General features: G+C 48.8%; 15 protein-coding genes and 1 other RNA gene. All 16 read left to right on the top strand.

Annotated features, from left to right (window positions below; translation table 11 throughout):
- Nucleotides 1–351: 351 nt before the first annotated feature.
- A complete protein-coding gene (gene rpoE, locus CF651_RS26965) occupies nt 352–930 on the top strand; it encodes a DNA-directed RNA polymerase subunit delta (protein WP_094017961.1) in 579 nt (192 codons plus the stop codon).
- A gap of 448 nt (nt 931–1,378) precedes the next feature.
- A complete protein-coding gene (locus CF651_RS26960) occupies nt 1,379–2,983 on the top strand; it encodes a CTP synthase (RefSeq protein WP_094017960.1) in 1,605 nt (534 codons plus the stop codon).
- Between the two features lie 203 nt (nt 2,984–3,186).
- Nucleotides 3,187–3,579, top strand: coding sequence for a response regulator (locus CF651_RS26955; protein ID WP_094018010.1), 393 nt, complete (start codon nt 3,187–3,189; stop codon nt 3,577–3,579).
- 228 nt (nt 3,580–3,807) lie between these two features.
- Nucleotides 3,808–4,662, top strand: coding sequence for a class II fructose-1,6-bisphosphate aldolase (fba, locus tag CF651_RS26950; RefSeq protein WP_094017959.1), 855 nt, complete (start codon nt 3,808–3,810; stop codon nt 4,660–4,662).
- Between the two features lie 144 nt (nt 4,663–4,806).
- Nucleotides 4,807–6,060 carry a UDP-N-acetylglucosamine 1-carboxyvinyltransferase gene (locus tag CF651_RS26945; protein ID WP_094017958.1) on the top strand — a complete coding sequence of 418 codons (1,254 nt, stop codon included), beginning with the start codon at nt 4,807–4,809 and terminating at the stop codon, nt 6,058–6,060.
- 84 nt (nt 6,061–6,144) lie between these two features.
- The gene (rho, locus tag CF651_RS26940; RefSeq protein WP_094017957.1) at nt 6,145–7,503 is read left to right on the top strand and encodes a transcription termination factor Rho; all 1,359 of its coding nucleotides are present in this window, start codon (nt 6,145–6,147) and stop codon (nt 7,501–7,503) included.
- A gap of 25 nt (nt 7,504–7,528) precedes the next feature.
- Nucleotides 7,529–8,815: a radical SAM family protein gene (locus CF651_RS26935; RefSeq protein ID WP_094017956.1), complete on the top strand. Its 1,287-nt coding sequence runs from the start codon at nt 7,529–7,531 to the stop codon at nt 8,813–8,815.
- 68 nt (nt 8,816–8,883) lie between these two features.
- Nucleotides 8,884–9,081 carry a 50S ribosomal protein L31 gene (gene rpmE / locus CF651_RS26930; protein WP_094017955.1) on the top strand — a complete coding sequence of 66 codons (198 nt, stop codon included), beginning with the start codon at nt 8,884–8,886 and terminating at the stop codon, nt 9,079–9,081.
- Between the two features lie 137 nt (nt 9,082–9,218).
- Complete coding sequence (locus CF651_RS26925; protein ID WP_094017954.1) at nt 9,219–9,626, top strand: hypothetical protein; 408 nt, start codon at nt 9,219–9,221, stop codon at nt 9,624–9,626.
- 46 nt (nt 9,627–9,672) lie between these two features.
- An RNA gene (gene ffs, locus CF651_RS26920) (signal recognition particle sRNA large type) lies at nt 9,673–9,936 on the top strand.
- Nucleotides 9,937–10,106: 170 nt separating this feature from the next.
- The gene (locus tag CF651_RS26915) at nt 10,107–11,168 is read left to right on the top strand and encodes an ATP-binding protein (protein ID WP_094017953.1); all 1,062 of its coding nucleotides are present in this window, start codon (nt 10,107–10,109) and stop codon (nt 11,166–11,168) included.
- Between the two features lie 68 nt (nt 11,169–11,236).
- Entirely contained in the window at nt 11,237–12,991 is a 1,755-nt protein-coding gene (gene dnaX / locus CF651_RS26910) for a DNA polymerase III subunit gamma/tau (protein WP_094017952.1), read from the top strand.
- A 19-nt stretch (nt 12,992–13,010) separates the two neighbouring features.
- Entirely contained in the window at nt 13,011–13,322 is a 312-nt protein-coding gene (locus tag CF651_RS26905) for a YbaB/EbfC family nucleoid-associated protein (protein ID WP_094017951.1), read from the top strand.
- A gap of 25 nt (nt 13,323–13,347) precedes the next feature.
- Nucleotides 13,348–13,944, top strand: a complete 597-nt coding sequence (recR, locus tag CF651_RS26900) for a recombination mediator RecR (RefSeq protein ID WP_094017950.1) — start codon at nt 13,348–13,350, stop codon at nt 13,942–13,944.
- Between the two features lie 297 nt (nt 13,945–14,241).
- On the top strand, nt 14,242–14,520 hold the full coding sequence (locus CF651_RS26895; protein WP_094017949.1) for a DUF2508 family protein: 279 nt from the start codon (nt 14,242–14,244) through the stop codon (nt 14,518–14,520).
- On the top strand, nt 14,520–14,789 hold the full coding sequence (locus CF651_RS26890) for a pro-sigmaK processing inhibitor BofA family protein (protein ID WP_245856177.1): 270 nt from the start codon (nt 14,520–14,522) through the stop codon (nt 14,787–14,789). Before CF651_RS26895 ends, CF651_RS26890 begins: the two co-directional genes overlap by 1 nt.
- Nucleotides 14,790–14,915: the final 126 nt, after the last annotated feature.

Raw genomic sequence — 14,915 nt, 5'->3', positions numbered from 1 at the left:
CGTGCATCGGAAAAACATCGTTTGTGTATCGTATGTGGGAGGAAGTCCTGCGGCATGTGCACATGGCCTTATAAAAATAAATGGGTCATTACCCGTGTCATATCGCCCGCAAGTACATACGATAAATAGAGAGAATCATCCATTCTCTTCCTTTTTATGAGGGCAGGGGAACGGTCCTTAGGGCGCCGTTTCCCGAGGATACAGTCAAGGCAGAGGAAAATTTTCCTCTGCTTCTTCCTTTTTGTGGGTGGAGAGCAGTTGCTTTTTTACATAGAATAAGGTTTACTATTAGGTGTATATGGATATTGTAGTTAGGGACTCTTGTGAAAATGGTTGAAGGGATGTGCTTGGATGAGTGCACAGTACACTCTCAAGGTCGGAGCCGAGCAAGCAAAAGAAATGCCGATGGTGGACCTTGCTTTTGAACTGCTGAAAGCGGCGAATACGCCTTTTTATTACCGGGATTTAATGGCCGAGATCGCTAAGATCAAAGGTCTCTCAGAAGATCAAGTCATGCAGGTTATCGCTCAACTATATACGGAGATCAACATTGATGGCCGATTTGCTTGTGTAGGAACGAATCTATGGGGGCTCAAACGCTGGTATCCGGTTGAGAAATCCGAAGATGCGGTCGGCAGCGGCAAACGTCCGCGTATCATTAATGATGATGATGACGATCTGGACGAAGAGGATCTGTTCGCGGAAGAGGAAGATACCTTCGTTGAAGAGGAAGACTACGATTCCTTCGATAAAGTACGTGACGAGGACGATCTGGAAGAAGAAGTAGAGGAAGAAACCGAATTCTTCGAGGAAGAAGAGATTGAAGAAGAGGAAATCGAAGATGCCGGCCTGGCGGACGAAGACGCCGACCTCGAAGAGGATGCGGATGACGAAGATTTCGATGACGAAGAGGACGAAGAAGATAAATAAAACCAATCGCCAGCGTTTACTTGACAAGGGTATGCGGTCAGAGTAAACTATTTTTTGGGCTTTTGAAAAAGAATGAATCATGACCTAGGTCTTGAACGATAAAGTGCCCCGCTGTTGCCGGGGGACTTTTTCTTTTTTTTAGGACGGATTTGGAAGTACTACGTACCCGTCCTGAGCCACTGCTTTCGAGGCGGCTTCGGCTGCTTTCGCAAGTATTGGGACGGCTGCGCCGTTTATTCTGCAAGGACTGTACAATGATGTTGCATCGGCTCTGTAAGCTTCGTCACACCATGGATAAACACGCCGGTAACAGACGGCGCACCTTTGTTTCTAACGTAGCGGGTTACACTGCGGGAGTCCGGAAACGTTCTTCATTCCGGCTCCCCCTTCGTTTGTTTATGGAATCGATTTTCGCGCAATACTACTAAAATATTGGAGGGTTACATACATGACCAAGTATATTTTTGTCACGGGGGGCGTCGTGTCCTCATTGGGCAAGGGGATCACGGCAGCATCACTCGGAAGGCTGTTGAAGAACCGGGGGCTAAAAGTCACGATTCAAAAGTTTGACCCTTACATTAACGTAGACCCGGGAACGATGAGTCCTTACCAGCACGGTGAAGTTTTCGTAACCGACGACGGCGCGGAAACCGACTTGGATTTAGGGCATTACGAACGTTTTATCGATATTAACCTGTCCAAGAACAGCAATGTAACGACAGGTAAAATTTATTCCTCCGTCATTACCAAGGAACGCCGCGGCGAATATTTGGGCGGTACCGTGCAGGTTATCCCTCACATTACCAATGAAATCAAGGACCGTGTATTCCGTGCGGGACGTGAAGCGCAGTCGGATGTTGTTATTACGGAGATTGGCGGAACGGTAGGCGATATCGAGAGCTTGCCTTTCATTGAGGCAATCCGTCAAATCAAGAGCGATATCGGCCGCGAGAACGTGATGTACATTCACGTGACCCTCATTCCTTATTTGAAGGCTGCAGGCGAAGTGAAGACGAAGCCGACCCAGCACAGTGTAAAAGAGCTCCGTGGACTGGGCATCCAGCCGAATGTTGTCGTTTGCCGTTCCGAGCATCCGTTGTCCGAGGACATGAAGCGCAAGCTAGCGCTGTTCTGCGACATTGACGCGAATGCCGTCATTGAGAATTTGGACTGCGACACACTGTACGAGGTACCGATGCTGCTTCGCGAGCAAGGTCTGGATGACATCGTTGTGAACCACTTGAAGCTGCCGGCGACGAACGCCCCGGATATGAGAGAGTGGGAAAGCATGGTAGACCGTGTGAAATCCTTGAAGCACACAACCGAGATCGCGATTGTCGGTAAATATGTTGCTTTGCACGATGCTTATTTAAGCATTGTAGAAGCTTTGGGACACGCCGGCATCGATTGCAACACCGAAATCAAAATCCGTTGGGTCAACGCGGAAGAAGTATATGATCACAATGTGGGTGAACTGCTGGATGGCGTGCAAGGGGTGCTCGTGCCGGGCGGTTTCGGAGATCGCGGTATCGAGGGCAAGGTTTCCGCTATCCGCTATGCTCGTGAGAACAAAATTCCTTTCTTCGGTATCTGCTTAGGCATGCAGGTAGCTGTAGTAGAATATGCGCGTACCGTGCTGAAGCTCGAAGGCGCGAACAGCTCCGAGATCAATCCGACAACGCCTTACCCGGTAATCGACCTGCTGCCTGAACAAAAGGATATCGAGGATTTGGGCGGGACGATGCGTCTGGGTCTGTATCCTTGTAAGCTGGTGGAAGGTTCGCTTGCGAGCCGCTGCTACGATGACGAGCTGGTTTACGAGAGACACCGTCACCGGTATGAGTTCAACAACGAGTACCGTGAGATGATCGAGCGCGCCGGTTTGAAAATTACTGGAACTTCGCCGGATGGACGCCTGGTCGAAATCATCGAGTGCCCGGATCACCCTTGGTTCCTGGCCGTGCAATTCCATCCGGAATTCACTTCGCGTCCGAACCGTCCGCAAGCACTGTTCAAGCACTTTGTACAAGCGGCTTTTCAAATGGATAAATAGGCATAGTTCGTCTTGCGACAGCATATTACAATAGCAGCGGCATGTGAGCTTTTTCCTCAGAAACTCCTTTTTTTGTAAAACTTTTCAACTTTTCGCGAAAAGGAAGAAGGAATCTCGACGTGAGTATCGAATTTGATAACTCGGGGAGATGGACAGTTCGGAAATTCCTGCAAGGAAGAAAAGGGATCGAGGAGGTTGCCATTTTGAAGAAAAAGTTGCTCATTGTAGATGATCAGAACGGGATTCGAATCTTGTTGATGGAAGTGTTCAGCAGCGAGGGCTATGAGACTTACCAGGCTTCCAATGGAAAGCTGGCGCTTGAGATTGTAAGGAATGCTTCTCCAGATCTTGTGCTTTTGGATATGAAAATCCCTGGTATGGACGGCTTGGACATTTTGAAGCATATCAAAAGCATTGACAGCTCCATCAAGGTGATCATGATGACCGCCTACGGTGAGCTGGATATGATCAAAGAGGCGACAGATCTCGGAGCGATCATGCATTTTACCAAACCATTCGATATCGATGAATTGCGCAATGCGGTGAACAGTCATCTGCGTACGCCAAATAACAATTCTTATGCAGTGGGATCCTGATTTCAGGATCTCTTTTTTTTGTTTTGCATGAAAGCGCATCCCCCTTTGCGGAGAGAGAAATATAGGCTGCACCGCGTCCTGAACTTTCCAAAGCACTATGAAAATGCCATGAAAAAACCTCGGGGCTTGGTTATCATTTCTTCCTTTATATGATATAATAACGCAGTATGACAAAAAGAGCGGTCTTTGCACTGAACTCGGTCAATAAACACTAGGAGGAAGAGTCACATGCCATTGGTTTCGATGAATGAATTTTTGCCTAAGGCAAAAGCAAATAAGTTTGCGGTAGGTCAGTTCAACATGAACAACCTGGAGTTCGCACAAGCTATCGTGGAAGCAGCAGAGGAATTGAAATCTCCTTTCATTTACGGCGTAAGTGAAGGAGCTTTGAAGTATATGGGTATCGATTTTACGGTTGCCATTGCTGAAGCGGCTGCGAAGAAATCCGGCTTGCCGATCGCTTTGCACCTTGACCATGGAAGCAGCTTTGAAGTAGCTATGAAATGTATCCGTGCGGGCTTCAGCTCCGTTATGTTCGACGGCTCCCACTATTCTTTCGAAGAAAACATCCGTTTGACGAAAGAAGTTGTAAAAGCAGCTCATGCTATGGGCGTATCCGTTGAGGGTGAGCTTGGAACCATCGGCGGCGTTGAAGATGATATCAGCGTTGACGAAGCAAATGCAAGCTTGGCGAAACCGGAAGAAGCGATTCGCTTCTACGAAGAAACAGGCGTTGACTGCCTGGCTATCGCTGTAGGTACAGCACACGGTATGTATGCCGGCGAGCCTAACATTCATTTTGACATCATCGAAGCTGTTTCCAAGGCAATTCCAGTTCCTGTCGTACTTCATGGCGGTTCCGGCGTACCTGACGAAATGATTATCAAATCCATCGCTGCAGGCGTTGGCAAAATCAACGTGAACACCGAGAATCAAGTGGCTTGTACAGAAGCAATCCGCGAAGTATTGAACAAAGATGGAAAAGTGTACGATCCCCGTAAATACCTCACTCCTGCCCGCAAAGCCATGGTTGAAGTGGTTAAATCCAAAATTCAGTTGTTCGGAAGTTCCAACCAAGCTTAATTGGTTTATGGGAAATGCATCGATAAGATGTGTTTCCCTTCTATTCTTTTATTCCTTTAGTTAGTCCTCGAGGGGTAACGTAAGTTTGCTTTGTTTTCAATTGTTTATCGCTTTAAAGTGGTGATGTGGGAGGAAGAGTGACGAATGGAGAAATTGATGGTCGCCGGCGGTCGTCCGCTTCGGGGGACAGTTCAGATTAGCGGTGCCAAGAACAGTGCAATTGCCTTGATTCCAGCGGCGATATTGTCGGAAACGACCGTTACGCTGGACAATTTGCCGATATTAAGCGATGTTGCCATTTATACTGAATTGCTTGAGGAATTGGGTGCAACCGTAGCGTGGAAAGAAGATCAAATGATTATCGATCCGAGCCAGCTGCGTTCGAAGCCGATGCCGAATGGCAATGTGAAGAAATTGCGAGCTTCCTATTATTTGATGGGAGCCTTGTTGGGACGTTTTGGGGAAGCGGTTATCGGATTGCCGGGCGGCTGTAATTTTGAGCCTCGTCCGATCGATCAGCATATTAAAGGCTTTGAGGCACTAGGTGCCCGTGTGAGTACAGAGAACGGTTCGCTGCATATCCAAGCCAAGGAGCTGCGCGGAGCGAAGATTTATTTGGATGTCGTTAGCGTCGGGGCGACGATCAACATTATGCTGGCAGCCTCGCGCGCCAAGGGTGTTACTTTGATTGAAAATGCGGCTAAAGAGCCTGAAATAATAGATGTTGCAACCTTACTTAACGCAATGGGAGCCAAAATAAAAGGCGCAGGAACGGAAACGATCCGAATCGAAGGCGTGGATGCAATGCACGGCTGCCGGCATTCCATTATTCCGGATCGGATTCAAGCCGGTACGTATATGATTGCCGCTGCGGCAACACGGGGTGACGTTGTCGTGGACAATGTGATTCCGAAGCACTTGGAGGCGGTTACGGCCAAGCTGCAGGAGATGGGAGTTCATATTTACGAAATGGATGAATCGATCCGTGTCGTAGGGCAGCCTTTTTACGAAAGTGTGGATGTGAAAGCGCTGGTATACCCCGGCTTCGCAACCGATTTGCAGTCGCCTATGGCCAGCCTGCTGACGCAGAGCAAGGGCGTAAGCATCCTGACGGATTACGTGTACAGCAACCGCTTCAAGCATGTGCCTGAGCTGCTTCGGATGGGTGCGAAGATCAAGGTGGAAGGCCGTTCCGCTGTCATTGAGGGCAGTCATTTGAGCGCTGCCAAAGTGAAAGCTACAGACCTGCGGGCTGGAGCTGCGCTAGTGATTGCGGGATTAACGGTCATTGGAGGCGTGACGGAAATTACCGGTGTCGAATATATCGACCGAGGCTATGATCATCTGGTGATGAATCTATCAAATCTGGGCGCCGAGGTTTGGCGGGAAGATACGTAAACAGCGGTATAGATGCACCTGTTTTGGGTAATGCTAGAGTATATTTCACAGGCTTGAAAATTTAATAGTTTGGTGGTCGAAATTATGGATATGCAACTAGCTCAGCTAGAGGCGCTAAAATTAACGGAGCTGTACACCTTAGCCAAGAAACACCAAATTCCTTATTACGGTCAGCTCAAAAAGAAAGAACTTATCTTTGCGATTTTACGGGCGCAAGCGGAAAAAAGCGGCTTGATGTTTATGGAGGGCGTGCTGGAAATACTTCAGGACGGCTTCGGATTTCTCCGGCCGATCAACTACTTGCCGAGCTCAGAGGATATTTATATATCTGCATCCCAGATCCGTAAATTCGATTTGCGTTCCGGTGACCTGGTTTCAGGCAAATGTCGCCCTCCTAAAGAAAATGAGCGTTACTTCGGATTGCTTCATGTGGAAGCTGTCAACGGGCTGGACCCTGTAACGGCAGCAGAAAGGCTTCATTTCCCGGCCTTGACTCCTCTATATCCGCAAAAGAAACTCGTCTTGGAAACTTCCCCAAAGCATTATTCCACACGTCTAATGGATTTGTTGGCTCCTGTAGGTTTAGGTCAGCGCGGTTTGATCGTAGCACCTCCCAAAGCAGGTAAAACTTTGCTGTTAAAAGAAATTGCCAATAGTATTTCAACCAACCACCCTGAGATCGAATTGTTTGTTCTGCTCATTGACGAGCGTCCGGAGGAAGTAACGGACATGCAGCGTTCGGTGAAAGGGGAAGTCGTAGCTTCGACGTTCGACGAGCTGCCTGAGAACCATATCAAGGTAGCGGAGCTGGTTCTGGAGCGTGCACAGCGGTTGGTTGAGCATAAAAAGGACGTTGTCATTTTGCTGGACAGCATTACACGCTTGGCGAGAGCCTACAACCTGGTCGTTCCGCCGTCCGGTCGGACGCTTTCCGGTGGTATTGATCCAGGGGCGTTTCACCGTCCGAAGCGGTTCTTCGGGGCAGCCCGTAACATTGAAGAGGGCGGCAGCTTGACGATCTTGGCGACAGCGCTTATTGAGACAGGATCCAGAATGGACGATGTCATCTATGAAGAGTTCAAAGGAACGGGTAATCTGGAGCTTCACTTGGACCGCAAATTGGCGGAGCGCCGCATTTTTCCGGCGATCGACATTCGTCGCTCCGGCACGCGCCGCGAAGAAATGCTCTTGACCAAAGAAGAGCTGGATAAAGTATGGGCAATCCGTAAGAGTATGAACGATTCCCATGAATATGTGGAGGCCTTTATCAAGAAGCTGGCGGATTCCAAAACGAACCAGGAATTTTTAGATATGCTGGAAAAAACGAGCGGCTCCAAGAGCAGCGGCGGTGCTTCATCAACATCAACAACCTCGTCGCCCTCTTCCGCTTCGACCCCTTCCTCGCCGCCAGCCTCCAAAAGAGTCAAGAATTCCGCATCGTAATTAGAACAAGTGAGGAGTCTTGAAAATGAATTTGGTATATGCAGACCGCGACGGCAACCTGTTTGATCATCCCGATTTTATCGCTCTCGGTCGCAATGGAGATATGGTAACGGATATTATGGAGGATGAGCTCATTCCGCTCCCGGAAGGAGCAACGCTGGTGAGTCTGCCGGATACGCGTCCTATCGGTATTCATGCCGAAACAGGGGAGATGAGGGTTGTTCCCGGTGAGGTTTGTGCAGTGGGCGCTCTTTTGCCTCAAGGCTTTACGCGGTTGTTAATCCCGAGCTATGCGAAGACGGATAAAAGCAAGCTGCTGCCGCTGTTCGGCTATACCGCCGTTGTCTGGAAGGACGGCGCGTTTTATGTAGCGGCGGAGCAGTGCGACGATCCCGAATTGTGGAATCCTCGCAACTGCGACCCGAATGAGCTGGAATTGCAAGTAAAGCATCTGTTGAAGGAGTACAGCGATAACCGGTTGTACCAGCATTTATCCAACTGCGCATTGGAATATGAATGCTTGACGGCCTCGAACACGTTCCTGAACCGTTGGGAAGGAGCGGTTCCTGTCTCGTTTTCCTGTAATGCGGGCTGCTTCGGATGCATTTCGGAACAGCCGGATGACAGCGGCTTTCCTGCGCCTCAGACTCGGATGAATTTCAAACCGACGGTAGATGAAGTCGTGCAAGTCATGATGGAGCATTTGAAACATCCCGATAGCATAATCAGCTTCGGTCAGGGCTGTGAGGGTGAGCCTTCGACACAGGCCCCGACCATTATCCAAGCGATTCGTCGAGTTCGTGAGCAAACGAGCACCGGTTTTATTAATATCAATACCAACGCGGGCTTAACCGACCACATTCGCGGGATTGTCGATGCAGGGCTCGATTTGATGCGGGTCAGTACGATCAGTGCATTGGATGACCATTACAACGCTTATTACAAGCCGAGGGGCTACACGCTCCGGAATGTCGAGAAATCGCTTCGCTATGCGGCGGATAAAGGGGTCATCACATCGATCAATTATTTGATCTTCCCCGGAGTTACCGATCGCGAGGAAGAGATTGAGGCGATGATTGAATTGGCGCGACGCACCGATTTGAAGCTGATTCAGCTGCGCAATTTGAATATTGATCCGGAAAGCTACCTGCAGCTGATTCCCAAACCGCAAGGGGAATTGCTTGGCATGAAGCAGATGCTTGAAATCTTCCGTCAGGAATTGCCCGGCGTCGTGCTGGGATCGTATACTCACACCCCCGACTCTTTGCTGCGTAGAAGAGAAAAAGACTTGCAACTGCATCGATTGACATGATATAATCTCGCTATGTGTTTGAATAACTCTGATTCACATGGTGTTTCAGGGCAAAAGAGGTGAAAGTAATGAAACAAGGAATTCATCCTACTTACCACAACACAACAGTAACATGCGCGTGCGGTAATACCTTTGAAACAGGTTCCCTGAAGCAAAATCTTCGTGTAGAGATTTGCTCCGCATGTCACCCGTTCTTCACTGGTAAACAGAAGTTTATCGATGCTGGTGGTCGTGTTGATAAGTTTAAGAAGAAATACGGCATCTAATTTGTCGATTTCCAGCCGTCTTATCGCATAATGTAGCCTCCTGTGGCTATCCTAAGAACAAAATGACAACGCCCGATGCTTCGGCATCAACGTTGCCCATGAGCTTCTTAGTATAGCTGCAGGAGGTGTTTTTGTTTATGAACCCCAATACCCAAAGATTCAAGGCTCGGAAGTGGATGTCGCTGCTTGTCGTCTGTTCCTTGGCCGTAAGCTTAGCTACAGCTTGTCAGCGTCAACAGGATAAAGTAAAATCTTATTCCAAAGATGGCATGCTGGGTGTTTCCGAGGTCAACCCGAATATGCCGCTAAGTCCTACGTATCACCATTATGAGGATGATACGAATGTAATCAAAGAGGCGATACGCCAAGTGCCTCAGGTCTCGTCGTCCAATATTTCACTGAATGGTCCTGTGGCAGCAGTTACGCTCACCGTCCCGTCAGGCTTGACCGATCAGCAAGCGGAAGCGATTCGCCAGGATGCCTATGACAAAATATCAAAAGCTGTGCCGCGATATAAGGTGAAAGTTGCCGTAAAACGCAAATAATTCCCCGGGTTGCTATTTCATTACGAATCGTCTATACTTATGCTTACCGTGCTAGACGGGGAGGTAGCGGTGCCCTGTAACCCGCAATCCGCTGTAGCGGGGTTGATCACCTATTCGCGGTATTGCGATGTAAGGCTTGGGTTTTAGATCCGGTGTTGAGAGTCGGGTCCTCCGCAATGGATGCTTGTGAACCCGGTCAGGTCCGGAAGGAAGCAGCCGTAAGCAGGATGTTCCATGTGCCGGAGGGTTGCCTAACTTGAGTCGGAGCTAAAAATTCCACTTGGATCGTAATATCAAGGTAGGGGCACGGTTTTACTTTTTTTTATTTGATAATGAACACGTGAACATCGTTTTCTCGGCTGAACATGCGGAGAGAGCGGTGTTTTTTTGCGTAAACAGAAGGAAAATGAAAAATTTAGGAGAATTGTATACTAAAGTTAATGAGGTGAAAAGGTCATGCAAGGTTAAGGAGGTGGCGCGGTGCAACGAGGACTCAATTTGCTACAACAATTCGCCGGTACATTTTTAAAGGATGTGAACTTAGGTGTTCTGTTGATTGATACCGAGTTCAAGTTAATGGACATTAGCGACATGGCTTGTCGCGTGCTCGGTTTAGTCAAGGAAGAGGCAGTCAATCAATCGATGGACCATATCTTTACGAAGCTTCCGGCCCAGCATCAATTGGTGCAGCGCAACATTTTGGACGGAATGGTTGTGCGCAACCAGGCACTTTCATGGATGAACAACGAAGAAAGATATGAGCTGCTTGTGGATACCAACGTTCTAAGAGACGAGGATTTCAACATCGTAGGGGCGTATATTATTTTTAAAGATGTTACCAATCTCCGTTCTTTAGAGGAACAGGTTCAACGCAGTGATCGATTGGCCATGATTGGACAAATTGCCGCAGGTACCGCCCACGAAATACGCAACCCGCTAACCTCGATCAAAGGCTTCCTGCAGGTGCTCCGTAAGACGCTTCAAGAGCAGGGCATGGAACGCGAGTGCGGATACACAGACGTTATGCTGACAGAGATGAACCGGATTAACGAGCTGGTCAACGAGTTTCTGCTGCTTGGCAAGCCTAAGAATGTTTCCTACGATGCGGTCGATATTACTCAGGTCGTGAGGGAGATTTTACCCATTATTAATAATGAAGCCATTCTGCATGGTGTTATCGTCCAGTATGAGGCGGCCTACGAGATGCCGCAGGTCATTGCGGATAGAGAGCTTTTGAAGCAGGTATTTTTGAATATATGTAAAAATGGTATTGAAGCCATGGGAGACGGCGGGCATTTGACGCTGGTGGAACGGATCGATATGGGGGATCGTAAGGTCAATATTGATATTCATGATACGGGCCCGGGCATTCCTACTTTTGTGATAGATAAAATATTTGATCCTTTTTTTACGACCAAGGAACAAGGGACGGGCCTTGGGTTATCGGTATGCCAACGGATTATTCATGATATCGGAGGCCATATCCGGGTATCCTCCAAAGGGTTCGGAACGACGTTTACCCTCAGTATTCCATTCCCGTAAGCCCACTTCATTCAGGCCGGAATGTATAGTATAATAGATGGGATAAACAATTATTGGAGAGGATGCTTTTGTCACATATCGCCTTATACCGCACGTGGAGACCGCAGGCCTTCCAAGAAATTGTAGGTCAGAAACATATCGTTCAAACCTTGCAAAACTCGCTCCGCGAGGGGCGGTTTACGCATGCTTATTTGTTCAACGGTCCCCGGGGAACCGGGAAGACGAGCGCAGCCAAAATTTTGGCCAAAGCTGTCAACTGCCTGAATGGTCCCGCAGAAGAGCCGTGTAATGAATGCGCTAATTGTAAACGCATTACAGAGGGTGCGGTGATGGACGTCGTCGAGATTGATGCCGCGTCCAATCGGGGTGTCGAAGAAATTCGCGATATTCGCGATAAAGTTAAATATGCTCCGACCGAAGTCCGGCACAAGGTTTATATTATTGATGAAGTTCATATGCTGACGACGGAAGCTTTTAATGCGCTGCTCAAGACGCTAGAAGAGCCGCCGGCTCACGTCATGTTTATTCTAGCGACAACAGAACCGCACAAGCTTCCGGCTACAATCATTTCCCGTTGTCAGCGTTTTGATTTCCGGCGCGTTTCTTTGGAGGAGCAAGTGGAGAGACTGCACCAGGTGTGCCGGGAAGAGCAGATTGAAGCAGATGACGATGCCGTTCGGTATATTGCCCGACTGTCTGACGGCGGGATGCGGGATGCTCTGAGCCTGCTCGATCAGATCATGGCCTTCTCCGGCAAGCATGTCACTTATGCGGATGTTGTTTCGATCACAGGTGGCATGGCCTCGGAGCAGTTCGAGAAGCTGGTTCGTGCCGTGAAGGAGCGCGATGTGAGTGCTGTTCTTCAACTGGTTGACGGATTCATGCAGGAAGGCAAGAGTGCGGACAAATGCATGGAGAACCTGCTTTATTATTTCCGGGACTTGTTAATGGTCAAAATGGTCCCTGGCTCCTTAGCCGTCACCGAGCGGATTATCGATATCAAGCCCTTTGCGGAAGTAGCGGAAGCCTTCACGACACAAGAGCTCATTTCGATGATGGATACGCTCAACTATTATCAGACGGAAATGAAATATTCGATGCAGCCCCAAACCTTGCTGGAAGTAGCGCTCATGAAGCTTTGCAGCTCTTCCGGCGTGATCGGGAGGAATTCAGCGGAAGTGAACGCGGCGGGTACGGAAAGAGCCTCTGATGGCTTGGTGGCCCAACTGACCGGCCGGATACAAAAGCTGGAAGAGCAGCTTGCACAGCTGATGAAAAATGGTGTCGCTCCAGCTGGAGGGAATGCGGGCGGAGGAGGAGCCGGCTCAGGCTCTGCTGCAAGAGGGAGCTCTTCCGCGCCTGTCGCCATCAAGAAGATCGAGAAGCTGGATGCCTATTTGCTCGGCAGGGACGATCCGGATTTCAAGGCCGCGCTTCAACGCTGGAGTCAGGTGCTTGGACGGGTTAAGGAGCAAAAGATAACCATTCACGCCTGGCTGGTGGATGGTGAGCCCGTTTCCTTGCACGATGGTGCGCTGCTTGTTGCTTTCAAAAGCTCTATGCACAGGGAAACGACGGAGAAGCCGGCCAACAAACAGCTGATCGAACAAGTGATGTCCGATGTTCTGGGTAAACCGCTTCGGCTCATAACCGTTATGCTGAGGGATTGGAAGGCGGCGACCGAGCAGGCCAAACCGGCGGAATCGCAGGTGGAGGAACTGAAGCTCGTTCAGGAGGATGAGCCCGGAGCCCCGAAGGAAGAGTGGATCCATGAAGCGATCCAGATGTTTGGAGAAGATTTGGTAAAAATAAAAGAAGACTGACAATTGAGGAGTGGTCCTAATGAACAATATGAATCAAATGATGAAGCAAGTGAAGAAAATGCAGGAGCAAATGCTGAAAACTCAAGAGGAATTGGCACAGAAGTCGGTTGAAGGCTCTGCCGGCGGCGGTGTAGTTACGGTAAGCGTCAACGGACAAAAGAAAGTAACGGCAATTACAATCAAACCGGAAGCGGTGGATCCGGAAGATGTGGAAATGCTGCAGGATTTGATTCTGACTGCGATCAATGATGCAATGACTAAGGCTGAAGAGCTTGCGAATAAAGAGATGTCCCGTTTGACGGGCGGAATGAATATCCCAGGCTTGTTTTAACTTGAACGATTGAGGAGCTGCCCCTTTGTTTTATCCCGAACCGTTAGCTAAACTGATAGATGCGTTTTCCCGTCTCCCCGGAATCGGGCCGAAGACGGCGGCACGGCTTGCTTTTCATGTGCTGCGCATGAAGGAAGACGATTGCATCGATTTTGCCAAAGCCCTGGTCAATGTCAAACGAAATTTGCATTACTGCTCTGTCTGCTGCAACATTACGGACACGGATCCGTGCCGTATTTGCCAAGATAAGACGCGGGACCGCTCTGTCATCTGCGTAGTACAGGAACCCAAGGACTTGGTGGCCATGGAGCGGACAAGAGAATTCAATGGGTACTACCATGTGCTGCATGGAGCTATTTCGCCTATGGAGGGAATCGGTCCGGACGAAATCCGGATTGCGGATTTGCTTAAGCGTCTTGGGGATGAACAGGTTCAAGAGCTTATTTTGGCGACGAATCCGAATATTGAAGGAGAGGCAACGGCTATGTATTTGTCGCGGCTGGTGCGTTCCTTCGGTTTGAAAGTCACCCGGATTGCTCACGGGCTTCCTGTGGGCGGAGATTTGGAGTATGCAGATGAGGTTACGCTGACCAAAGCACTTGAAGGACGGCGGGAGCTGTAGCAAGATGATTCCCCGTTCTGTCCGTTTGGAGTAAGGAGGAGTCGTACATGTTCACATGTACGGCTTTTTTTGTTGCTGTAAAACACGGACCGTCCTTCGATAAAGGGTGAAGTCGGTTAAGCGGCATAATCGGGTCAAAAAGATACCAACCAAACGGCTGTTGCCGGAGGCTCCTAGTACAGGGCTGCCTTTCTTATACAAGTGTTTCCCGATGTTCGGTTCTATTATGAACGGTTTATCCATATGTATGTACCAAAGGACAAACTCTACATGAACACATATCGGGAGGGGAACCGAATGAAGTTTTGGCATAGGATCACGCATTCTAAAAAGAAAAAGCAGCTGGAGCTGCTAAAGAATGATCGACTGCAGCTGCTCCAGGAAATTGATAAGGCTCATTCCGAGTGGGTTACGGCACAGTATAGACTCGATTATGTGTTGGAGAAGGAGCAAATAGATTATGCCGTCTATGCCTTGGAAGCAGCTGAGAAACGATTCGAGATGCTGATCAAGCAAGCTAAGCAGATGGAGCTTTCAGCAATCGACGTTTATAAGAGGAGGGCTCTGGAGGGATAATGGTGAAGTCATATATACTGTGGGGCGTATTAGGCATTTCAACCTTGCTGCTGGTCTTTACGTTGTTCAGGCATCGGTTTGCTTTTCATTGGTTAGGCTACTTGTGCCTGAATGTGGCTTTGGCTTCCTTTCTGTTGTATGCGTTGAATTTGTTTTTGCCTTATACGAATGTGGAAGTGCCGATAAATGCGACAACCGTAGGTACAGTCAGTGTTTTAGGCTTACCTGGTTTATTGATGCTAGTAGCCTTGAAGCTTTGGGTGGTATAGGAGTTGAAATCTTTTTGCAAAAAAAGCTTGCATTGTATATACGGGCTGTGATATATTAATCAAGTCGCCGCTGAGACCTAGTAGTTTTAAGCGAGATGACACAACAAGATTGCCCTTTGAAAACTG

The sequence above is a fragment of the Paenibacillus rigui genome, from assembly GCF_002234615.1.
Classification (GTDB): domain Bacteria; phylum Bacillota; class Bacilli; order Paenibacillales; family NBRC-103111; genus Paenibacillus_S; species Paenibacillus_S rigui.
The sequence above is the reverse complement of the archived record's forward strand: the minus strand, read 5'-3'. Positions and strand labels throughout refer to the sequence as shown.